Source organism: Streptomyces sp. N35, assembly GCF_016464295.1.
Classification (GTDB): Bacteria; Actinomycetota; Actinomycetes; order Streptomycetales; family Streptomycetaceae; genus Streptomyces.
The window spans coordinates 6168-27514 of the sequence record NZ_JAEIMH010000091.1; the positions used below are offsets into that span (position 1 = coordinate 6168).

The 21347-nt window shown below is 66.1% G+C and carries 22 protein-coding genes; 5 read left to right on the plus strand and 17 right to left on the minus strand.

The features are described from left to right. Nucleotides 1–131: 131 nt before the first annotated feature. The gene (locus JAO81_RS34645; RefSeq protein ID WP_199551957.1) at nt 132–335 is read left to right on the plus strand and encodes a hypothetical protein; all 204 of its coding nucleotides are present in this window, start codon (nt 132–134) and stop codon (nt 333–335) included. A gap of 214 nt (nt 336–549) precedes the next feature. On the opposite strand, the gene JAO81_RS34650 is transcribed toward JAO81_RS34645, so the two are convergent. Both JAO81_RS34650 and JAO81_RS34655 read right to left on the minus strand, forming a co-directional pair. Further along, on the minus strand, nt 550–723 hold the full coding sequence (locus tag JAO81_RS34650) for a hypothetical protein (RefSeq protein ID WP_233416350.1): 174 nt from the start codon (nt 721–723) through the stop codon (nt 550–552). A 97-nt stretch (nt 724–820) separates the two neighbouring features. Continuing rightward, on the minus strand, nt 821–2017 hold the full coding sequence (locus JAO81_RS34655) for a YdcF family protein (RefSeq protein ID WP_199551959.1): 1197 nt from the start codon (nt 2015–2017) through the stop codon (nt 821–823). A 130-nt stretch (nt 2018–2147) separates the two neighbouring features. Here JAO81_RS34655 and JAO81_RS34660 point away from each other — a divergent pair, with 130 nt between their 5' ends. After that, nucleotides 2148–2399 (plus strand): hypothetical protein, encoded by a 252-nt coding sequence (locus JAO81_RS34660; RefSeq protein ID WP_199551960.1) that lies wholly within the window; start codon nt 2148–2150, stop codon nt 2397–2399. A gap of 549 nt (nt 2400–2948) precedes the next feature. Here the strand turns inward: JAO81_RS34660 and JAO81_RS34665 are convergent. The 4 genes from JAO81_RS34665 to mihF all read right to left on the minus strand — a co-directional run bounded on the left by JAO81_RS34665 (nt 2949) and on the right by mihF (nt 4929). Further along, nucleotides 2949–3200: a hypothetical protein gene (locus tag JAO81_RS34665; RefSeq protein ID WP_199551961.1), complete on the minus strand. Its 252-nt coding sequence runs from the start codon at nt 3198–3200 to the stop codon at nt 2949–2951. A 453-nt stretch (nt 3201–3653) separates the two neighbouring features. Beyond that, nucleotides 3654–4064, minus strand: coding sequence for a hypothetical protein (locus JAO81_RS34670; protein WP_199551962.1), 411 nt, complete (start codon nt 4062–4064; stop codon nt 3654–3656). Between the two features lie 135 nt (nt 4065–4199). Then, nucleotides 4200–4451 (minus strand): hypothetical protein, encoded by a 252-nt coding sequence (locus JAO81_RS34675; protein WP_199551963.1) that lies wholly within the window; start codon nt 4449–4451, stop codon nt 4200–4202. Between the two features lie 163 nt (nt 4452–4614). Beyond that, nucleotides 4615–4929, minus strand: a complete 315-nt coding sequence (gene mihF / locus JAO81_RS34680; RefSeq protein ID WP_199551986.1) for an integration host factor, actinobacterial type — start codon at nt 4927–4929, stop codon at nt 4615–4617. A 278-nt stretch (nt 4930–5207) separates the two neighbouring features. Here mihF and JAO81_RS34685 point away from each other — a divergent pair, with 278 nt between their 5' ends. Continuing rightward, nucleotides 5208–9290, plus strand: coding sequence for a S8 family serine peptidase (locus JAO81_RS34685; protein ID WP_307814042.1), 4083 nt, complete (start codon nt 5208–5210; stop codon nt 9288–9290). A 523-nt stretch (nt 9291–9813) separates the two neighbouring features. Here the strand turns inward: JAO81_RS34685 and JAO81_RS34690 are convergent. Beyond that, nucleotides 9814–10089, minus strand: coding sequence for a helix-turn-helix domain-containing protein (locus tag JAO81_RS34690; RefSeq protein ID WP_307814044.1), 276 nt, complete (start codon nt 10087–10089; stop codon nt 9814–9816). Here JAO81_RS34690 and JAO81_RS34695 point away from each other — a divergent pair. Beyond that, a complete protein-coding gene (locus JAO81_RS34695; RefSeq protein ID WP_199551965.1) occupies nt 10058–10369 on the plus strand; it encodes a transposase in 312 nt (103 codons plus the stop codon). The two genes, JAO81_RS34690 and JAO81_RS34695, sit on opposite strands and share 32 nt — an antisense overlap. A gap of 296 nt (nt 10370–10665) precedes the next feature. Here the strand turns inward: JAO81_RS34695 and JAO81_RS34700 are convergent, their stop codons facing one another. From JAO81_RS34700 to JAO81_RS34730, 6 genes are all read right to left on the minus strand, one after another. Next, the gene (locus JAO81_RS34700; RefSeq protein ID WP_199551966.1) at nt 10666–11007 is read right to left on the minus strand and encodes a hypothetical protein; all 342 of its coding nucleotides are present in this window, start codon (nt 11005–11007) and stop codon (nt 10666–10668) included. A 734-nt stretch (nt 11008–11741) separates the two neighbouring features. Next, entirely contained in the window at nt 11742–11879 is a 138-nt protein-coding gene (locus JAO81_RS44125; RefSeq protein ID WP_199551967.1) for a holin, read from the minus strand. Nucleotides 11880–11891: 12 nt separating this feature from the next. Next, nucleotides 11892–12191 carry a peptidoglycan-binding protein gene (locus JAO81_RS34710; protein ID WP_199551968.1) on the minus strand — a complete coding sequence of 100 codons (300 nt, stop codon included), beginning with the start codon at nt 12189–12191 and terminating at the stop codon, nt 11892–11894. A gap of 944 nt (nt 12192–13135) precedes the next feature. Beyond that, nucleotides 13136–13486 (minus strand): hypothetical protein, encoded by a 351-nt coding sequence (locus JAO81_RS34720; protein ID WP_199551969.1) that lies wholly within the window; start codon nt 13484–13486, stop codon nt 13136–13138. Between the two features lie 380 nt (nt 13487–13866). Next, nucleotides 13867–14286 (minus strand): hypothetical protein, encoded by a 420-nt coding sequence (locus tag JAO81_RS34725; protein WP_199551970.1) that lies wholly within the window; start codon nt 14284–14286, stop codon nt 13867–13869. A 1179-nt stretch (nt 14287–15465) separates the two neighbouring features. Next, nucleotides 15466–15669 carry a hypothetical protein gene (locus tag JAO81_RS34730; RefSeq protein WP_199551971.1) on the minus strand — a complete coding sequence of 68 codons (204 nt, stop codon included), beginning with the start codon at nt 15667–15669 and terminating at the stop codon, nt 15466–15468. Between the two features lie 1657 nt (nt 15670–17326). Between JAO81_RS34730 and JAO81_RS44130 the strand changes: the two genes are divergently transcribed. Beyond that, nucleotides 17327–17836 (plus strand): hypothetical protein, encoded by a 510-nt coding sequence (locus JAO81_RS44130; RefSeq protein ID WP_374194388.1) that lies wholly within the window; start codon nt 17327–17329, stop codon nt 17834–17836. A gap of 5 nt (nt 17837–17841) precedes the next feature. On the opposite strand, the gene JAO81_RS34740 is transcribed toward JAO81_RS44130, so the two are convergent. The 4 genes from JAO81_RS34740 to JAO81_RS34755 form a co-directional block, all read right to left on the minus strand. Continuing rightward, nucleotides 17842–18561: a hypothetical protein gene (locus tag JAO81_RS34740; protein WP_199551972.1), complete on the minus strand. Its 720-nt coding sequence runs from the start codon at nt 18559–18561 to the stop codon at nt 17842–17844. 866 nt (nt 18562–19427) lie between these two features. Beyond that, on the minus strand, nt 19428–19583 hold the full coding sequence (locus JAO81_RS34745; RefSeq protein ID WP_199551973.1) for a hypothetical protein: 156 nt from the start codon (nt 19581–19583) through the stop codon (nt 19428–19430). Nucleotides 19584–19806: 223 nt separating this feature from the next. Further along, a complete protein-coding gene (locus JAO81_RS34750; protein ID WP_199551974.1) occupies nt 19807–20703 on the minus strand; it encodes a recombinase family protein in 897 nt (298 codons plus the stop codon). A 241-nt stretch (nt 20704–20944) separates the two neighbouring features. Beyond that, nucleotides 20945–21298 carry a hypothetical protein gene (locus JAO81_RS34755; protein ID WP_199551975.1) on the minus strand — a complete coding sequence of 118 codons (354 nt, stop codon included), beginning with the start codon at nt 21296–21298 and terminating at the stop codon, nt 20945–20947. Nucleotides 21299–21347: the final 49 nt, after the last annotated feature.

Below are 21347 nucleotides of genomic sequence, written 5' to 3' on the forward strand. Positions count from 1 at the left end.
ACCCCGCCCGCGCCTGGGGCCCGGCGGGGCACCCCCGGCCGGGGCTGCCCGACAGGCATACCCAACGCGGGCGGCACTGACTCACCCTCGTTACCGGCGACCGGGTCGCGGTCAACGGCAAGGGCCAGGCGGTGAATGTGGACCGTGCCGCCGGCCGGGTGCGAATATCCGTGGAGGTCGAAACCTCCACGGGGCGCACCCAGGTCGTACCGGCCGATTCCGCCCAGCTCATGGCCGAGGAGCAGCTCGACGCCCGACTCGATGTCACCGTGCGGGCCAAGCCCGCCCACCGCAAAGCCCACCGGACGGCAGCCTGGGCCGGGAGTGTCCAATAGACGGCAGATCCGATGATCAAGGAGAAGCCTGATGAGCGAGACCATCACCGAGCACGAGGCACCGCCCAGTCCTAACCCGTAGCTCTGCCCAGCCGTTTCAGCACCACCCCCTGCTGCCGGGCCTGCTGCACGCTCTGCGGCCGATGGAACACCTCAGGATCGATGGCCGGGTCCGCGCACCGGGCCGCGGCCACCACGTCAGGCCACGCACGGTTCATGCACGGGTCCCGAGCTTGATCCGCCGGTTGCCGGCCACACCGATCGCCCGCGACACCAGGCCGATCCCGTAGAGGTCGACGGCGTCGTCGAAATCACCCTCGGCATGCTCCGCGACCATCATCAGGTCATGGCGGCCGACGACCCGGGCAAGCCCGCGATCCTGGTCCATACGGCTCACGGCAGCAGGCTCGTCCGGCTCAGCCAGCGGGGTCGAATGGAAAACCTGCGGTGCACGCCGAACGAGCCACCACGGCACGAGCTATCCGTTACCGCCTGAGAATTGGTGCGGTTCGATAGCTCCACAAACCGAGGGAGCTCATAGAGTCTCGGTAGATACTTATGCGTTCTATTGATGTAGGGGTTGCAAGTTCTTCTGCTGATTTATCGAGTGCACTGAGGCCGACGTACGTGACTCGGGCGCGCTTCCAAATGTTGCTGGTAACCTGGAAGATTGTACTGGCTCGACGCATGTGACTTCCTGAAGTGATCAGGATCACCCTATCCACGTTCAACCCGTTGAATATTTCAAAAGAGTATGAAGCATTCTCGACGGTTGATGTCGCATAACTCTCGAGATGCATCCTATCGGATTTCACCCCTCTATCCGTTAGCCATTTAGACATCAGCTCGGCCTCGATGTTTCCTGCTTTTTCCACACCACCGGTCACAATAATGGGCGCACGTGGAACTTCCTTGCTGGCTTCCAGTGCCTTCTCAAGGCGGTCGATGAGCGGCTGTGCCATGCTTCCATCGTCATTAAGGGCGTAACCGAGTACGACGATTGCGGTCGTTGCGCCAGACGGTGCGCCGATGTCGGGCCGGTCAGTGATCGGGGCGGACATGTTGGTGTCAATATCCGCGAACACTGCGTTCAGGTCATCAAATCGTTCCGGAGCGATCGCCTTGATCTGCCCCATAGCCGAGTCAACACCAGGCTGATCTTGAGAGTAGCGCGCCCAGGTGGCCAAGTAGCTGAGCGCATCTAGATCCTTCGGGTTCTGCCGGAGGATCTCCTTGTAAAGCTTGATGGCGCCGGGAACGTCATCATTCGCAATTTTGGCCGTGGCGGCGCTGAACAGCAGATCCGACCGATATGGCGCCAGCTCGTGTGCGGCAAGAAGCTTTGTCGCGATGGTTCTATTGTTGGATTCGAGGGTGCTCGTATTCCCTGCCGTAGACGATCGGGCAGGTGATGTGAACGCATTGTTCGCCTGGTCGATCAGACTCTTCACCCTGTCGAACGCGTTGTCTCCGGAAGGGTCCGCCCCTGTGGCGGTGGCGCTTGCGACGCCAGAAGCTGCGTTTGCATCCTCCTTTGAGGAGCCTGTCGTGCACGAGGCCAACAGCAGTGCCGATACGATGGTCGCCGTGGCGCAGGTCGTCAGTGTTGATTTCCTGTACCTGGACTTTCCACCGCCGGCGCGATCCGATGGAGAACGCACGGCGCGCTCAGCAAGTTCCATATACTCATCCCTCTGCAGTGCAGTCGAGCGCCGCGAACTGGGTGACACGTACTGGAGCATTCGCAAAAGAGGCTCCGGCACTTCCTCACGCTCATCAAGTCACGCCGCCCACAACGCTAAGTGAAGCGCTGTGAACATCACCCTGGCTGGCACATCAGAGTCACAACAGCGCCATAAGTTGATTACTCTTGGCCAAAAGAAGCCGGTCAATCTGCAACGGTGTTACTGCACGAGGTGGGATGCGAGCCGGTGGTGCACCACCGCCGTCAACACCCCCGGCCGCCATGGCGGATGCGGCCGCACAGGCACCAACGAGACTCCCGAGCAGATCGCCGCCGACGCGGTGGAACACCTCGTCCTGGAGCACGCCCTGGGGGCGTAGCAGTCCCCCGGACTCGGTCGGAGCAATCCGGCAAGCACCCAAGCCCCACCCGGGCCACAGTGAACACGGCGGGTGTTCTTCCGAGGGGCACCCCAACTGCGGCCCATCAATGGCGCATGGCCGCAACTGTCGTACCCGGCCCACTCCGCTCGGGCCGGGTACGACCACCACCAGCCAGCCCATGACGCGGTTGGAGTAGCCCGGCAGGCGCCTGGAAGCCACCCACCGCACCATGATCGTGAGTGCACTCCACGTGGCACTCACCCGCGGCCCATGGGCACATGGCTGCACCCTCGTACCCGGCCCTCACACCTCTGGGGCCGGGTACGACCACTCTCCGCGAACACCCGCAAATGCAGTCGGTATGTCCAGTAGAGCTGGTCGATTTCGCGGAGGCCGACATGGAGTCGGCGGGGTGTGCCGTAGCGGATAAGGCGCTGTTCGGCGGCCCAGCGCTGCACGGTGCGTGCAGGGATGGCGTAGTGCCGGGCAGCTTCGGCTGCGGCAACCAGAATCAGGGCCATGCCTTCACTGTGCTGGCTGGGGACGTCAGTTGCCGTATGCGTTGATGAGTCGGGCCAGGACATAGTGGGGGTCTTGGCCGTGACGTTGACAGCGGTCTTCGAAGGCGTACCACTGCTGTGCCTCGATGCGGAGCCGTACGTCGGTGTAGACGGCTTCGGATGCTTGTCCGTGGCGGGCGCGACGTTCGTCTTCGGCCGCGACGGCGGCGCGTCCGGTGTCGCTGATGACGTAGTAGGCGCCGTCGTCTGCTGCGTGGAAGGTGATCCAGTCACTCATGGCAGTGATGGAGCGCTCGGACGTATCGTCCGGGAGTCGTCCTTGGGGGTGGGCGGTGGCCGCTTTGAGCTTGCCGTACTGATAGTTCGTGACCAACGGGGCTGTCTCCTGACGGTGAGGCCGCGTATCCACCATCACGGTATCGGCTGCCAGTGCGCCGACTCTTGCGTTGCCGGCGCACTCGCTCATCCGTCGGTTCACGGGCTGGATGGCCAAGCCGGGCAGCCGGTCTAGCGTCGGAGCCATCTTTCACAGTGAGGTAGGCGTCGCTCTGGCCTTGGAACGCCCCGCTGGCGGCCAATGTGGCTGCGAGGGCTACGGCGCCACACGGCCATCACTGCCGCCGCCTTCTTCGCCCCCTGCAGGCGTCGGAAGGCGCGCATGCTGGCCCTGTACGCCAGAAGGAGAATGAGAGCCGTGAGCACGATCTCGATTGCCTTCCGTCGTGGCCGCCTATGTGGACGGCCGGATGTCGGCAAGGACCTTTGCCTGCTCGGCTCGAAGTCGGCGGTCTTGCCGGCCGACGACAAATACGACGAGCCCTGCAAGTTGGAAGGGGCCGCCGAAGGAGCCCAGGTCTGACGAGAAGAGGGTGCACGCCGGCCCGAGGCCGAAGATTGCGAGCCCCGTGGCCCGAAGGTCCTTGCCGACGCGCGGGTTGTGCAGGGTTGGGTGCTGGTGGCGGAGGCGGTCGATCTCGGCGTGGTTGCGGTCGACAAGTTGGGGTCGCAGGCCGAGATAGAGCATGACGAAGCCGATGAGGAGGAGGGTCGCGCCGGCGAAGAGCGTCCTCACTGGGCTGTAGCCCTGGATAAGGAAGCAGGTGCTGCCGCCTGCGGCCAGCACCAGGAGGACACTCGCCAAGTGGCCAGCCTTTCAGTCACCTTTCGGCTGCGATGGGCGCGTACGCGGCAGGCGGGCGAGCAGTAGCGGCGCGGCCGCCCCCGAACCGGTCGTGTAACGGGGAGCCGGCATCCCTGCGCCGCGCACCGCTGATCGCTACGTAGCGGAGGTTCCGTTGCACCGGCTACCGGCCTCCGGCGCCCGCTCCCCGCCTTCCGCCGGCGGGGCGATGTCGAATCCGACGATCCGGGGACGCTGTCCGGCAGGCATACGGCCCGTTTGCCAGGCGTTCGCGTAGGCGCCGGCCACGATGTTGACCGCCTGGCCGACGGCCTGGGCGGCGCCCATCCCGGTGCGCATCAAGACGCTGAGGTCGCGGGCAAACTCGGCGTCGACCAGAACCGTCAACAAACCCGAACTCGCGCCGGTACCGCGCCTTTCACCTCCGGAGGGGCCGGCCATGTGAGCGCGGCCGGACTCGCGCCTCGCGGCGGTGAGGCAGGCACCCCAAGCCTGCCACACCGCCCACACCTCCAGGACTCGCCCCTCCGGCAGAGACTGCCGCGCCTGGTCAGGCTTGGCTCGGGAAAAGTTCCAGCAACCGCTGCCGCTGCCGGGCGCCAAGCCCCTGGACACGACGGCGCTCGTTGATACCAAGATCGGCCATTAGCTGCCGCGCCCGTACCTCGCCGATGCCCGGCAGAGCCTCCAGCAAGCGGCGCACCGGTGTCTTGGCGACCACAGCGTCCCCGCGCTCCAGGACCTCTCCCAGCGACAGCCGGCCGCTCTTCAATCCCGCAAGCAGATTGCCGCGTTCCTTACGCACCACGAGAGCCTTCTCCAACGCCGCGGAACGCTCAGCAAGAGTCAACGAGGGCAATCCCATAAGAAATATCCAATCATCAGGCAAACCAGCTCCCTGACATCAATACCTGACACACAGCGCCATGACCAGCACGTTTACCAGCGCGCCCGACGGAAGGGACCCGAACTCGCCGCTCCGGCTGCCGCGTTGTGTGTAGAGCGGGATGATCAGGGCGGGTTGCGTCATGCTGCGCCGGGAGTCGCGTCCTCACTCACGAGATCTTTATATCGCCAGGAGGACGCGTGAGAACTCCCAGCAGTACGTCACCACGGCCAACAAGCCCTCGAAGGGCCTCTCGTGTGGCGATCGCGTCGACCGTGTTTGCTATCGGTGGCGGGCTGTTGCTGCCACCGGCATCGGCGATCGCCTCCGACGGGGCCAAGGACGCGGAGTCAGCCGTCGGTACCTCGTACGGCATCACCCTGATCACCGGGGATGTCGTGCACTACAAGGACCTGCCGGATGGCCAGGACGTGGTGACGGTCGATCGGGCCGAGGGTGCGACAGGCGGTGTCGAGGTCCAGACGTACGGCGCAAGCACCTACGTGCTGCCGAGTGAGGTGTTGCCGCTGCTCGCCAAAGGCAAGCTGGACCACCGGCTGTTCAACGTCACCGAGCTCGCCGAGGCGGGCTATGACGACAAGCGCTCGGGCGGTATTCCCCTCATAGCCACCGCCCCCGCGGGTCGCTCGGCGCATCCGCCCGCCGCACCCAGGGGTGCGAAGGCCGTGCGTAAGCTCGCGAGCGTCGACGCGACGGCGATGAAGGCAGACTCTAAGCAGGCTAGGGCGTTCTGGAAAAGCCTCACCGCGGGTGCCGGGAAGAACGCGCGGCTTGCCGACGGGATCGGCAAGGTGTGGCTGGACGGCCGGGTCAAGGCCGATCTGTCCGAGTCGGTGCGCCAGGTGGGTGCCCCCGAAGCCTGGGCGCAAGGATTTGACGGAGAGGGGGTGAAGGTCGCTGTCCTGGACACCGGCATCGACACGTCGCACCCGGATGTGCAGGACACCATTGTCGGCTCGCGCAGCTTCATACCGGGCGAGGAAGTTACGGACAAGCAGGGTCACGGTACCCACGTGGCTTCGACGATCGCCGGCTCCGGGGCTGCGTCCGACGGCAGGTACAAGGGAGTCGCGCCGGGCGCCGATCTGCTGATCGGCAAGGTGCTCTCCGACGAGGGCTTCGGCCTGACATCCGAGATCATCGCCGGGATGGAGTGGGCCAAGGAGCAGGGCGCCGACGTCGTCAACATGAGCCTCGGCTCGAGTGAGGGCGATGACGGGACCGATCCGATGGCCCAGGCGGTCAATGCCCTGTCCGCTGACGGAGGGCCGCTGTTCGTGATCGCGGCGGGCAACGCCGGCCAGGTCGGCACGATAGGTTCCCCCGGGTCGGCGGAGTCCGCTCTCACAGTGGCCGCCGTCGACAAGAGTGACCAGCGCGCCTCGTTCTCCAGTCAGGGGCCGCTCGTCAGGTCGTACGCTCTCAAGCCGGATGTGTCCGCGCCAGGTGTGGACATTGAAGCGGCCGCTTCGCAGGCGGTTCCGGGCCAGTCGTCGATGTACCAGAAGCTGAGCGGTACTTCGATGGCGACCCCGCATGTGGCGGGCGGCGCGGCCATCTTGAAGCAGCGCCATCAGGACTGGAGTGGCCAGCGCATCAAGAACACGCTGATGAGTTCCTCCAAACGCCTGGACTACGACCCGTACTCGATGGGCACCGGCCGCCTCGACATACCCGCAGCTCTCGACACCACCATCGAGGCCACCGGATCCGTCGAGGCCGCGGTCTACTCCTGGCCGTACAAGGACGCCGAGAAGACCGACCGTACGGTCACCTACCGCAACACCGGCGACGCGGACGTCACGCTGGACTTGGCCCTGAACACCCAGGACCCGGCGTACAGCCTGTCCGACCCCACCGTCACCGTCCCCGCGGGCGGCACGGCCGAGGTCACGCTCTCGCTCGATCCGACGCACGTGCCGGCCAACACGTCGTTCTCCGGCCAGGTCGTCGCCACCGACACGGCGAACGGTGAGGCGGTCGCGCACACCGGCTTCGCGCTCTTCAAGGAGCAGGAGCTCTACTCGTACACCATCAAGCTCACCGGGCGGGACGGAAAACCGGCCTCCGGCGTCGTCGCACTGACCTTTGAAGGCAATGCCTTCCCCGTCGCCGTCGCCGTCGACGGCGAGACGACGCTGCGGCTGCGGCCGGAGACATACACCGCCTGGTCCTGGCTGGATGTCACGGGCGAACGCGACGACTCGCTAGGGACGGCCTTGCTGAGCGCGCCGGAGACCGTCCTGGATAAGGACACCACGGTCCATCTGGACGCGAGCAAGGCACGCAAGGTCACTTCCAGCACCGAGCAGGAGACCGAGATCTCCCAGACAGTCATGAACTTCCACCGGTCGTACGCCGACGGCACCGGCACCAGCGGTCCCGGCTTCGACGCCGCGCTGGTCCTGCTGCCGGAGTACGACGCGGTCTATGCCGCACCGACGCAGAAGGTCACCAAGGGCACGTTCAAGTTCATGACTCACTGGCGGCACAGGGAGAAGCTCCTCGACGCAGAGACCGGTGACGCGCGCGGCGTCGAGCTGACCAGCCAGCAGGGCACCGCGTACAAGGACGGTCGCAGCGAGCTGCGCACAGTGTCAGCGGGCAAGGGCTCGGCCGCCGACTACGTTGGCATCGATGCCAGGGGCAAGGCTGTGTTGGTCACGCGGAGCGACGAAGTCGGTGCCGTGGACCGGGCTCGAGCCGCCGCAGCAGCCGGCGCCGCCATGCTGATCACCGTCAATGACGGGCAGGGCCGCCTGTACGAGACGTACGCGAACGACGACGACAGCAACGATCCGGGCATCGCGATCGCCTCCGTCACACGGACCGTGGGCGCGCAACTGATCGCCGAGGCCGAGTCGGGGAAGGGCAAGCTGGACATCGAGCAGAAGCGATTCCCGGACTACCTCTACGACTTGGTGCAGACGCACGACGGGGCGATCCCGGACCGCTCCCTGGCCTATGCTCCGCGCCACAAGGAACTCGCCGAGGTCAGCAACACCTTCTACGGGCACCGCGAGGTGGTGGGGCGCGGGTTCAGGTACTTCATCCCCGAGTGGGGCCATCGCGGCGTCGGCATCGACCAGGTCGAGTCCTACCCCGGCACGCGCACCGAGTACGTGACGCCAACGCCGGCCGATGGGCGCTGGTACGAGGAGCACAGCATCGGGACCGGTTCGGCGGCCGACCTCCAGGAGCGCGGGCGCGCCACCTATCGGGCCGGCAAGGAGTACGCCCAGAAGTGGTTCGCGCCGATCCAGCACCCGCGTTTCGGCGTCGACTTCGGCGGCACTCTGACCGACGCCTTCGGTGTCCAGGTCAACGTCCCCATGTGGTCAGGCTCCGGCACCGGGCACTCCGCTTCCATGCCTGAGGACGAGTACGAGACCGGCGAGATCGCCGTCTACCAGGGCGACACTCTGATCAAGAGTGATCCAGGCCGGTATTGGGCGAACGACCTGCCCAGGGAGGTCAAGTCGTACCGGGTGGTGGCGACCGGCTCGCGGGACGGCGATGTGTGGAAGACCTCCACCAGGACCCGCACCGAGTGGGGGTTCACGTACCAGCCGCTGCCCGAGGGCGAGTTCGAGGGCGACCTGCAGCTACTCAACCTGGCCTTCGACCTGGACACCGACCTCGCAGGCGACGTCGCCGCGGGCTGTCCAGTACGCCTCGGGCTGAGCGCAGCGACCCAGGAATGGGTCGGCAAGCAGGTCAAGGCCAAGACAGCGGCGCTCCAGGTCTCGTACAACGACGGGGAGAGCTGGGCGCCGGTGAAGCTCAAGAAGCGGGCCAACGGCCAATGGCAGGCCGAATTCACCACGCCGGACACGCCAGGCGCCACGGTCTCCATTAAGGCGTCGGCCGAGACCGCCGACGGGCTGAGCATTGATCAAGAGGTCATCAAGGCCTTCGGCCTCAAGAAGCACGAGGGGGATGGTGACGGCGGGTCGAACGGCGGGTCCACCGGTAGTTCCACCGGCGGAGGTTCGTCCGGTGGCAGCTCCGGCGGTTCGACATCCGGCGGCGGCTCGTCCGGCGGCAGCTCCGGCGGTTCGACATCCGGCGGCGGCTCGTCCGGCGGCAGCTCCGGCGGCGCTGCCTCCTCGCCGGGCGCCAGCCCCGGCGGCGCGGCCCCCCCGTCCGGAGGCGGCCCCAACCAGCCGGACGCGTCCGTGAACGGCGACCTGGCACAGACCGGCGCCGGTCTGCCCTGGACGTGGATCCTGGTGACGGGCGCCGTCGTCATCGCGCTCGGGACCGGAGCCGTGGTGTCAGTACGCCGACGCGCCAGCCGCACAGGCGGAGTCGGCTGAGGCCTGGGCACTCTCGGTAGCCACGCCCAGGGAGATCGGCGCCTGTAGATCGGGAAACACAGTGGGCTGGGCCCCGACAGGGGCAGGCCCCTGGGGTAGGCACCGGCCCTCCCTCGGTAGCCCCTCCGTACCGTCGCATCGCGACCGTCTGGCGCCTTGACGCAGAGCATCGCTGAAAGCAACCTCCGCCGCTCTCAGGGCAACCGTCTCCCCCATGGACAAATCTCCGCAAAGCCCCAGATGATCGAAGGTCACTGCGGTGGGGAATTGCAGGGTCACCACCCGCCCCGTGCCGAGCAGTTCGCCTCGGTGCGGGGCGGCGTACCGCCGGCTGATCTCCCCGGTGAACTGGAGTTTGGGCATGATCAGCCCCACCGGGTACGAGGCAGCCCACTACGCTGGCCCAGAACCACGAGCCGGCTGATCACCGGCAGGAAAGTCGGAACGGTTCACAGCTTCTTAGTCGGGTGCAGTGCGCTCACCTGCGGCGCTTGGGTTGGATGTCAAGACGGAGGTAGACCGTTCATTCGCTGGCAGCTCGGTGCGTCTGGTCGTGGCGGCTGCGGTTGTGGTGGATCTCAACGGCATGGGTTTCGGCCCAGCCTCGGATCGCGATGAACGGTTCGATCCGGCTGGCACCCAGCGGGGTGAGGCTGCACTCGGTGCGCGGCGGCACTTCGGCGTAGACGGTGCGGGTGATCAGTCCGTCACGTTCCAGGTCGCGGAGGTTGGCGGTCAGGACCTTGGCGGTGACGCCGGTGATTTCGTTGCGTAGGGCGGAGAACTGGTGGGCTACCACCAACCGGCTCGCCCGCAGTTTCACGACGATCCTCCGGCGGCGCGACGGTCACCGCCTCACCGACTGGCTCGAGGAAGCCGAGCAGCACGACATCAAGGATCTGCATGTCTTCGCCAACGGCGTGCGCAAGGATCTCGCGGCCGTCACCGCCGGCCTCACTGTGTCCTGGAACTCCGGAGCAGTCGAGGGACACGTGAACAGGATCAAAATGCTGAAGCACCAGCACTACGGCCGAACCGGATTCGATCTCCTCAAACGCCGCATCCTGCCCGCCAGTTGAACAGCTTCACGGAAAGCGCCGAAGAGCCAGAACTACATGACCGTTGACAGTTCTCCACAGCAGCCTGCGGCGCGAAGGTCCTTAGCGGTGAATTCGAAGTCGCCGCCTAGCCCCGCAAGGAGGGAACGGTCAACGGCAGTCGTCAAAGCGCCGGCATGAGTGGGTTACGCGAGCAGTAGAGCCCCCTCGGCCGGTTGCCCCGGCCTGGGGCGGACGAGGTCCTCGCCTTGTCCTTGAGTCGCGTGCAGCACGCAGGCCTCTATGACCACCCAGTCCTGGTCAAGGGGTCTTCGGTGTCAGTGCTGGTGGCGGGCTTCCAGGCGGTCGACGGCATCGCGGAGGCTGCTGCCGCAGTTGGGATACAGCTCCTGCTCGATGCCAGAAGGCCTGGCGTAGGTGCCCGCGAGGCGCTGCATGACGCTCTGCAGGGCGGGGATGACTGGACGAGCAGAGCGCCCATGCCAGCCGCCAAGGACTTCTTCGAGGGCACCGGCTTGGGCTTCCAAGGCCCGGGCTCGCTCGATGAGTTGTTGGCGGCGGCGCTCGCGGGCATGCCAGCCGATGCCGCCCACCCCCGTGAGATCGGCAGTGATGGCGGTCAGCGCGCTGGCGGTTTCCAGATGGCTGCGGCTGTTCAACCGCGGGGCTCCTCACGGAGGTTGGTAGCCATAAGTTGATTGCTTGTCCTACTTGCGGACGAGATTGCCTTTTATCCCCAGTTCGCCCCTTCCTAAGATCCACTTCCGCGTGCCAGGGTCCTGACAACGCCTCGGCCGCATCTCGCGGGCCCCACCTGTCGGTGCGGCCGAGGCGATCAGCTCTAGCTTTCTCGTGCGCCAAAGACTGTTCACGAAAGGCCCACTCATGCGTCAACTGGGGATACGTTCTCGCACTGTTGCTCGATCCCTTGCGGCCACCGGGGCTGCTTTTGCCGCACTCGGGACTGTTTGTATGGGCGTCGCGGGCGCAGCCACTGAGCCTGTTCCGCCGTACGAGCCTGACTTCACGATCCAGTCCACGTGTGAAACGAGCAAGCAGGGCGTTGCGGGCGGCGTGCGATGCAAGACTGACACCAACCTTGACGAATACCAGGTGAAGATCGTCTGCATTAACGGCGCACAGAAGATCACCAAGTACGGCCCGAAGCTACAGGTGCACCAGCGGAACACGTGGGGCGCCTGGTCGTGGGCATACTGCACACCCTCAAACGTCGGCCCAAGCACCATCTCGATCATCTATGACGGCTCGCCTATCTAGGACCGATACCGCTGCTCTCACTGGCGAGAAGGGCCCTGCACATCGCGTGCAGGGCCCTTGCTGCGCCCCCTCTTCCAAGTTGGGCCGGAACAGCTGCTCGACGCGGCCAGGCCCATCAGGCCTGAACCCTGCACCGGCTATGGAGGTGAGGACGGAGGCCGAAGCTGCCTGCGCCGAGGACGGCGAGCAGGGCCTGGACGAAGGCCTTGAGGGCGCGTTCGAGCACAGCGGCCCAGTGCTTGGTGGCATTCAAGGGGGTGCCCGTTCAGGTGTGGGGGACGTGGAGCTTGGTCCAGGAGGTGGGGCCCGGCCAGCCGTCGACATCGACGCATGAATTGCCGAGCTTGCGCTGCCACTTGGCATGCGAGGCGCGGTCGGCGTCGGTCCACTGCTGGCCAGGGCCGTTCTTGTAGGCAGAGCAGCCTTCGGCGGCCAGGCGGCGGCCCATGACGGTGACGATGGGCGAGTGGGGATTCTTCTTGAACCAGACGGCGCTGGGGAACGGCTGGTACTTGTCGAGGCATGGGCCGCTCGTGCCGGGTTCGAGGGCACCGGATTTGACCATGTCGTACAGCGGCCGCCGGGGCAGGCGGTGGCGTGCTTGATGCCGCGGACCTGCGCGGTGGTGGGGGTCGTGTGGCCGGAGGAGCCGACGAACGCGAGGACGGCATAGTGCCGGCGGTTGAGTGTGTGTTGCCGTTGCCGGCGTTCTGGGCGTGCAGCCCGTGGCCTTCGAAGACGTAACCGTGCTCGCAGACCGCGTAGTTGTAGGCAGAATCCGCCCAACCGTTGGCGTCCATGTGCTCGTTCTGGAGCTTACGCATGTAGCCGGGGCAGGTCGAATGCTCGGCCGTCGAGTACCGGGGGCCGAGGAACTGGATCGTCACGCCCCTGATCATGGGGATCTTGGCGTGCGCGTTACATGGCGGGCGGACCCTCCAGACAGTGCTGGATGGGTACTACATTTGCAAACTAATGCACCTTTCCTATAGAAATGATCTTGCTTGGGTGGTGTGCTTTCAATGGCCCCGGGTGCCACCGCTCAAGCCTGTGCGCCCCGGGAGTGAGCCCTACCAACGGCCGCCCCGGGGCGCACTCATGCGCGGCAGATATGGCCAACCTCCAGCATTTTTCAGGCCAATTGGCGTGTGCGGAGCGTGTCCTCAGGATCGCTCGGCGGATGATCCCTCCAGGTCTGGCATACGTCTCGAGTCGGCGCGAGACGCGGCCAGGCCCGGGGTGTCCCGGGACGCCTTCAGCGCCCCCCACTCACCGGGACATCCCATCACCTCGCACGAGATGCGGGTGGTGGCTCTTGCGGCGAGACCCGCCGCGGCCGGCCGCCCGGCGCCTTAGGAACGGGCGATGGTGATGACGGCGCCGATGCGGCCCCAGTCAGCCCTTGGGGGTCCTGTTCTCCCTGGATGCCTTGCACACCCTGGGGTCCTGGTTCGCCCCGCTCACCTTGCAGGCCGGCCTCGCCTTGGGGGCCAGTGGCGCCGACGGGTCCTAGGGGTCCGGGGACCGGCAGGTAGGTGCCCTGGTCGGGTTCGACGGGGCAATGTCGGCGAGGTCAATGGTGGGGGCGTGCTGCGGCAGGAAGACGTGGTAGCTGCGGGCCGGGGCTCCGTGAAGGAGTTCGGTCACTTCGTACGTCCAGTCGGTGGGGCGTACGTCGGTGTTGTCGGTGGCGAGGAGTTCGACGTGGATGCGGCCGGCGAAGTCGAGGCCGGCGGCGACGGGCCAGGCCATGATGACGTCGCCTTCGGAGGCGGTGATCAGGCCCGGCGAGGGGGTGCATACGATGCGGCCCCGGTGGGCGGTGGCGGGCTTGTCGGGGCGGGCGTAGTGCCTGGCCACGGTGCCCTTGCCAGATTGCCAGGCAGCACGACGATTACCTCCCTGGGGTGATGGACAACAGCCGTACGTAACGCGCTAGGCGGGTGAGGCGTTGGGGTGTCAGGTGTGGTCGTATGCCCCTTCGGCGCACCTGGCTGCGGCGCTCGGAGCACTCGGGTTGGGCCCCTTTCGAGCGCCGGCACACAGACCCCGCCCGAGGAAGCTGCCACTCGGGCGGGCAGCAACCCGGTTAACCGACTCGGTGCCGAAGGCCGGGGTTGCTGTATCGCCTCGCCGCCATGGGGCGCATCACCTCATGCGCGGCGAGGCACCCAGAACAAGCACTGCAGTACCTACGGCTCGGGGTGTGTTCCTGGCCGTCGTCGCCGCTCGGTCCCGGCTCATCGCTCAAACCTGGGATGTCTTTCAGGAGCATGGCAGTGCCGCCGGATTCGACGGCGTACAGGTAGTAGGGGCGGGCGTATACGCGGCTGGCGGAGCCGGCGCGGCGGGGCTTCAATGCGGTAGCTGACGGCCCTGTTGTAGCGGTAGTCAGGCACGTCGAACGTCGTGTTGATCGCAGTCGGTGCAGTGACCGTGGCGATCACCTGCTCGTCGACGATGAGGCGGACCTGCCCGCCAGGTGTGCCGGCGGGAATGGGCGCGAGGTTGGCCCGCATTCGCGGGTTCTGGGCAAATCCCCTGCGCTGGTAGAGGGTTGACCACCCTGTGGAGTCGGTGGGCTCGTTGACCATGGCGCAGGTGTAGGGAATCCAGGGCCGGGCCAGGCCTTCCGCCTTCGTGTCGTCGGCGACGATCACATTGCCCTTGTAGTCGACCTCGAGCCTGGTGGTCTCCGTGCGCCTGGTGCCGTCACTGAGTAGGGCAGCGCCTCGCCGTCCGTCCCGGGCAAGGATGCGCGGCACTGTCCAGGTGGACCAGCCTGCGCGGTGTTGGGCAGGTGGCCCAGACCATGGCCGCATCTCCCTGTGGCCGAATCCGAAGGAGCTGCCTGGCCGCGGGCCCGCACTCTATGCTCAGGATGCGGGCCCGCGGGCCGACCCGATCTGCCACGATCGCGGGCCGGCGTCCCCTCGCCCGCGGGCTCACCTGCCAGCGAGGGAAATGATGGGGCCCGCAGACAGTAGGGGAACTGCTGGGGCCCGGTGCCGGGCCTGGAGAACCAGTCCGTTGCCCGGCTTCCGAGCCTGCTCGAACGGGGAAGTTGAGCGGGGCTCGGAGTTGGTCGAACGACGCCCGGCACGTCGGCACGTGCGTACCCCCGCCATGCCGTCGCGGGGCGTCGCTCTGGGTGGAACGTTACGCGGCAGCAGGACGTTCGCCGGGGGCCATTAGTCCCGCATGGTCCCGGGATCAGGTCAACGTCTGCCCGCCATTAGTTGACTGTCGTGTTCGGCGAGTCAGGTATGGCTGATGCCGGCACGGATGCCGGATCATGCACAACCGACACAGTGGTGGCCAGCTTGTCAGGTGATGCGTCGCTTCTCCTGGCGTCGAGTGTCCAGCACGGCGGTGATGATGCTCGCCAGGACCAGCACCCAGAGGGCGAAAGACCCTATGCCGATAATCGTGATCACGTCAGTGAACCCTCGCTACCCGTGCCATAAAGGCTGACCACGCCCGCTCCGGGCCTGTCTACCGATCATGGCGCGCCGCTCGGCTGCGTATCGGGGCTCGTTGGTTGATACCTGGTGACCGTAGGGAGACCGTGCGGCAGCTGGCCGGTGTGGTTCCGCCGGCCGGATTCGCCCCGTCGACCTCCGAGGTATGGGCCCGGCTCGCTACGGCTGCTCTACCGCGGTTTGGGGTGACCGGTGTCGCGTCTGGTGAGGTGAGCCTGGATTTCGTTGATAGTCGATGAGCCGGCGGGTCGTCACAGTCACGTCCCTTGAGCCCTGGGTGCGACGGAGGCCCCACACAGGGCAGTGTCTTCGAAGACGAGCAGCGCTGTGCGTGCGGGCATGTCGGGCTTGCGACGGTCAGGTCGTCGCAAGGACGTTGACAGCGGCGATGAAGCCGGTGGTGAGCCCGATCGCGGTGCCGGTGAGGCCGAGGATGAGTGCGCGAGGGTTAGTCAGGTCCGGGCCGTAGGGGTCCACGGGATGACGTAGGTGATCACAGATCGCCCAGGCGATGAGTGATGCGGCGAAAGCTGCGGTCGCGCACAAGATTCTTGTCAGCACGTCGCAGATCTTGCTGGATCAGTGAGTACGCGGTCGTCGTCCAGGGCATTTCGGGTCGAGCATTCACCTGCCCGGAGGCATATCTCCTCGCCGGCCAGAAGGCTTCAAGTACCTGGAGTCAAGCAGGATGTGGCCACGCTCGTCTTTGCCGCGGACGGCGAGCTTGGCGCGGTTGATGCAGGGGCGCGGGTTCGCGTAGGCCGTCGGCCACGATGCCTCCGCCCTGACTGCTTCGGCGGGGCTGATGCCGGTACGCATGAGGGTAGCGAGGTCGCGGGCCGATTCAGTGTCGACGAGGACAGTCAGTGGCGTTCCGGGTTGGGGCGGGGCGAAGGTCGTAAGGTTCTGCCAGGTCATGCTGGCTTTGTCTCTCCTCGCTTGCGTGCCTGTTTGGGGTCCCGCGCGGTTCGCGTCGCTGCGGGGCCCTTCTTTTCGTGGTCACCCTGAGCGGCCTTCTCGTCGGCAAGGTCGCGCACCAGCGTGAGACGGTGCGCGGAGACCGGGCTGCCAGACTTCATGCGGTCGCCACCCTTCAAGTGGGACAGCATCGAGGCAGGTTGCCCCAGAATGAATCTGCGCGGGCTCGCCGCACCCGTCGCGTGACCTCTCGCGGTTCCTCGCCCCGACCGCTGCTGGCTCCGCTTCCCACCCCCACCCTCCATATGCGCATCAACTACCTGGCTAGATCGGGAAAGCAGCACTACGGCCTCGCCGCTGTCGCCGCGAAAGCGCTTCGCTCCGCCCCATGGACGCGAGGCGCTGCTCGCCGAGTCCTGGGAAGCCTGCCGCCAGACATCGGCGGAGGGGCTTGAGGCGCCGGCGCTGCACAGCGCTTCCGCAAGCGAGGCCGCGAAAGCAAGGCGCACGACCAGCCAACTACCTCGCCACCAGGGCTTCGTTCAGTCGAACCGCCTCGTAATCACGCCTGAGCAAGAAGGGCCAGCCTTGCGCGGTGTTTCATGAAGACGTGAGCCCCACGCCCTGTGCTGGGATCTCCCCAGCCACCATGCCGCACACGACCGACCCCAAGCAGAAAGCTAACCACACAAACCGCACACACCGGTCAACAGGCAACATTGGCAACTACCGGCGTCAAATCACCACATCACAGGACGGGGATCAACGGGTCTCCGGTCTCCGCCGGCAGGTCGGCGCGCCGCGAGCCGCGAGGCGCAGCCCGTGGAGATCGGCTGCACTGACCAATCGCCCTTGCGCGCAGCTGGCTCCGCTCGCTGCGCAGCTGGGGTAGCTACATCAGGACCGCCAGCCTCCCCGCGACCAAGGGAGTAACAGATCCCGGGCATATACCGCCCGAACCCGCGCTATGTGCGGCAAGTTGCTGAAGAGGCGTCGGTGCAGACCGGTCGTCATCGAGTGAACCCGGCCTATCCCAAGAGTCGCGTCCGTTGAGCAGGCGGCGGGTTGACGGAGCAGTATCAGCAGCGGACACCGGCGTTGCATCGGTGATCGAGGCCATCACCGGTGCTTTGGCCGCCTCGGCCGGTGCCCGACTGCTGGCCGCGCTGTACCAGGTGCCGAGCTGGGTAGCGCGCTCAACTGCCTGATACGGATTGCGCTGGCCGCGCACGAGGTTCCATGGGGCATCGGAATCGACAAGTTCGCCCTGCTCAAAGGCCACCTCTACGCCACGATCATCATCAACGCCGAAACCAGTCGGCGCATCGACATATTGCCCGACCGGAAGGTCACGACGGTGTCGGCGTGGCTGCGCACGCATCCAGCAGTGCGGGTGGTCTGCCGGGCCGGTGCGGGCAATTTCGCTCGGGCCACACTCGAGGGCGACCCGACGATGGTTGAGGTCGTGGACCGCCGGCTCCTGTGGCGCGACCTGGAAGCCGCGCTGAAGGAGGTCACCGCGCATAGTTCCTGCTGGGGGGAAGCGCGGCTCACCGTAAATCGAGGCCAAACGCGCGCAGAACGCACGGGAGCTATGGCGGCAACGCCAACCTGCTCAACTGACACTCCAGCCCAGACGATCAACGCCTACAAAATTCTTCAAGAGCCGTTCCGACAGTCCCGGAACAAGCGAGGCTCCCGACCGATGCGTGGGTGCGTAGAGAACACCACCGCAACGACCAGGAGCCTCGTCGAGTTACACCACCCGGCGGACCTGCACCTTCACTCTGCAGAGACGGGATGGAAGTAGTTCACTCACCGACTGATAGGCACGTCAAGCTTTGTCTGGACGCCGTTCAGCCAACGCGACACCGTGACCGTGTTCGCAGACGAGGGGACGGGATAGGGGTCGCCGTCGACGAAGTCCTTCCCCCATGTGCCAGTGCCCAACACGTTTAGCGAGATCGTGCGATAGGTCTCGGTGCTGTCGTGTACGTCGAGGGAAATGTAGTCTCCCTCGTTCCCAGTGCCGGTGACTCGCACGACGTTCTTGCCGTCGATGGTCACCCATTCAGCCTTTGCAGTGAACTCGTTGGTCGCGCCGGTGTTGGTGACGGTGGCACGGAACTTGTCTGTTGACCCCTCCCAGACAGTGTGCCGGTCGGGCTGCGAATCAGCCGTCATCTGCGCGAACACGTAGTTCTCGCCCATCTGGAGGCCGTTGAGCCCGCTCTTCCAGGTGCCGTCGGCGTCAATCTGGATAACGCGGTGCGAAGACCCGCCCGACCAGCCCCAAGTGAGATACACGTAATGGTTCGGGATGCCAGTTCCGGAGAGCTCAATGGAACGGTTGGCGTTGTCAAAGACCGAGTCCATCGTGATCGCGGTGTTCGTCGTGGCGACGGCCGAGGTCTGCGACACCGGGGCCTGCTGGTCCTCAGCCATCGCCGGTCCGGCCACCAGGCCGCCGGCCACCACGCCGCCCGCCATGGCAACGGTGACTGCCAGCATGGCTATGCGCATGCGCTTCTTCATGTCGCTCCTTGGACCTGTTGCTGTTGTGAGGCGGGGACAGTCATTGGGTGCGGCTCGGGCGCTACGCGGCGATCCGTACCCAAGGCGCTGTCCTCGCTCATCCTTGAGGCAATTCTTAGCCATTTACGCTGATAGATCGTCATCCGAGGCAATGAGCTCTCAAATCACCCTTTGACGACAGCAGCGCATCCTTTGACATTGCATTCGTGCAGCAGCCACGTGGCCCAACTCGATTAAGGCATAGGGGAGTTTGTAAACGTCGTTGCGATAGGGACGCCAACTTGCACGGCATGTAAGGGCCCAGGCCCTTACGGTGGTTGCGTACAGCGCAGAGCAGGGAGCATGGCAGTACATCTTTCGATGTAGCGCGGGTGGCCGGTTCATCAACGACCCGGACCGCATCCGGGCAGCCATCGCGGTACATCAGGGGGCGGACAGCGTCCTCGAACTCCCGCTGATGCAAGGTGTCGAGGAGCGCAAGTGCGTACCCCAGCCGGCGTCACCAGCACGGACCGCCCGAAAAGCCTGGGTGCTGTGCAGGGGTCGAGCTCGTCACTGCTTTTCTGGTGATGTGACTGCAGTCCAGCACAGGCCTCGCCAAGGCACTCTCGGTGTTCGGTTCCGGGATCGACTTGTCGGGCGCCGGCGAGTTGAACAGCGTGGGCGAGCGTGCTGCGGCCGCAGAGCTGCCGGGTACGCTCAGCGCCCTTGCGGAGCAGCTGCAGGCTCCGTTGCTGGGCGCGCCGCTCCATTCGCGTGTGAACCTTGGCCATGCGGCCGGGTACGAGTTCAACGGCCCAACACATCTCGCGTCCATGGCGCACAGAGCCTGGTGGCGCGAAGCCTCGAGCGCAACGGCGGAGCGTCTACCCCACGCGGTCGACCAGTTCATCCTTGCGGCGATGGCCTTCGATGCCGCTGCCAAGGTGGACGATCCCGCAGTCGGACCGGTGGTGGCGCAAACGTTCCAACTGGGTGATGGCGATGGTCTTTCCGGTGCCCGCAGGGCCGGAAACGATCATTCTGCAGCGGGAGCTGATCGCACGCGGTTGAGCAGACCGAGCCGGCGGCCGCAGCTCGACGTGGTCTTCTCAACCAACGAATGGCGATCGTGGGCATGCGCGCGTGATGGACCAGGCGGTCTCCATCGCGGAGGTCCCGCTCGGACACTGGCACGCGTTGCAAAGCGCTCCAGGACGGCGCCGTAGTCCTAGCTCAGACGCCAGCCGCAAAGTAGGTCGGTAGTCAGCGGCCGAGGAGGTTGACGCGGTTCGCGCACTCGCGGCGGGCCTTGCGTTGTCCCGGGATCGCTGTGGCGGCGTCGAGCGGCTGGCGATCGAGGAGTTGGCGGTAGATCGAGGGCGGGACGCGGAGCGTGTAACCCTGGCCGCGTCGTACGGCGATGCCATGGTCGAGCGCGGTGCGCTCGGCGGGCTCCAGATCGGCCGCGCGGAGGAATTCCGCGACCTTGCCCGGCATATCGAGGGTGACGGGCAGTTCCGGGGCGAGGGCGCCCTCCTCGACGGCGGTGTGGTCGGGCAGGAGGTCGGCGACGGCGGTACGGATGGCGCCGCGGCTGACGTCGTGTTCGCGGGCCAGCGCGGCGATGTACTTGCCGTCCAGGTATGCCGTGCGTACGGCTTCACCTTTCCCGGCCGGGATGGCCGGGCGGCGCCCGCCCTTGCTGCCCTTGGCCTCAGCTGCCCACAACCCGTCGTACGTCAGCTCCCGCTGCAGGTTGCGTTGGAGTTCGCCGGCGGCCAGGGTCCGCACCATGAATTTCACGGTGGACAGCAGTTCGCCGGTGCGCGGGTGGCGGGCGGTGAGGTCCATCGCGGAGAACGCGCCTTCGTGGATGCGCAGGGCGAGACGGTCCCGGCGGAGGACGTCGAGCACGTCGAGGATGTGGCCGGCACCGCGCACCAGGCGGAACATCTCGGAGATGTGCACCGTGTCGCCCGGCCGCGCGTACGTGAGCAGCTCGCCGAACTTTGGGCGCTGGAGCGGGTGGAGGCGGCTGAAGGTGCCGGCCTCCTCCTCAAACGCGATGGGGTCCTCGATCCCTGCCTCGGCTAGGACGAGGTTCTGCTGGGCGGTCGACTGCTGGTCGGTCGAGACCCGCTTGTAGACCAGGTTCGCCACCGAAGGGCCCCCTTCCGTACGGAGGATCGGACCCTACCTATCGCCAAACCCCTGTCAGCAATCACCATCGGATCTGATTGGATTCGCGCCGCCACGAACCCCCGGAATCACAGGGTTCACTGGACACCCGTGGAACCTGTCGTCATTCGATCGTTTGCCGACAGAGGTGCAGGCTGCGCGGCATCCGTATGACGTGGCGAGTGAGGGGTGTTGGCCCTTCTTCGCGCCGATGGTGAGCTCGTCAGCGTCCTTCGAGAGCACCGTTGAAGCCGGCTCTGAGATAGGGGTAGGCCATCGCGATCGTGTACGCGGAGGCCTGGCAGCGGGACACCACGGATCTCCCGGTCGGGCCGGTCTCGCACTGGCTGGTGCGGTATTGCCTGGCTGCGTTCAGGATGTGCTGGGCGTTGGTCCGCAGCATGGTGAAGGTTCCTGCCGGTTCGTGGGAGACCCAGGACAGTGCGGTCCGGGCGGTCTCTTCCGCCTTGCCGACCTTGGACGTGCAGTCGGGAGTCAGCGCGGACGGGCGGGCTGGCCAGCACCGTGACCCGGTCTCGGATCCGTAGACCGCCTCAGTGTTGTTGAGCAGGGTCACTGACTGGGCGTGAATGGTTTGCGCGTCGGGGGTGGTTGCCCCTTGCGGC

Coding starts and splice junctions, on each gene's coding strand:
- JAO81_RS34740 (WP_199551972.1), bottom strand. CDS start 18,561: ATGAAGAAGCGCATGCGCATAGCCATGCTGGCAGTCACCGTTGCCATG.
- JAO81_RS34650 (WP_233416350.1), bottom strand. CDS start 723: ATGGACCAGGATCGCGGGCTTGCCCGGGTCGTCGGCCGCCATGACCTG.
- JAO81_RS34655 (WP_199551959.1), bottom strand. CDS start 2,017: ATGGAACTTGCTGAGCGCGCCGTGCGTTCTCCATCGGATCGCGCCGGC.
- JAO81_RS34710 (WP_199551968.1), bottom strand. CDS start 12,191: ATGGTCAAATCCGGTGCCCTCGAACCCGGCACGAGCGGCCCATGCCTC.
- JAO81_RS34745 (WP_199551973.1), bottom strand. CDS start 19,583: ATGATCGTTTCCGGCCCTGCGGGCACCGGAAAGACCATCGCCATCACC.
- mihF (WP_199551986.1), bottom strand. CDS start 4,929: ATGGGATTGCCCTCGTTGACTCTTGCTGAGCGTTCCGCGGCGTTGGAG.
- JAO81_RS34665 (WP_199551961.1), bottom strand. CDS start 3,200: ATGAGTGACTGGATCACCTTCCACGCAGCAGACGACGGCGCCTACTAC.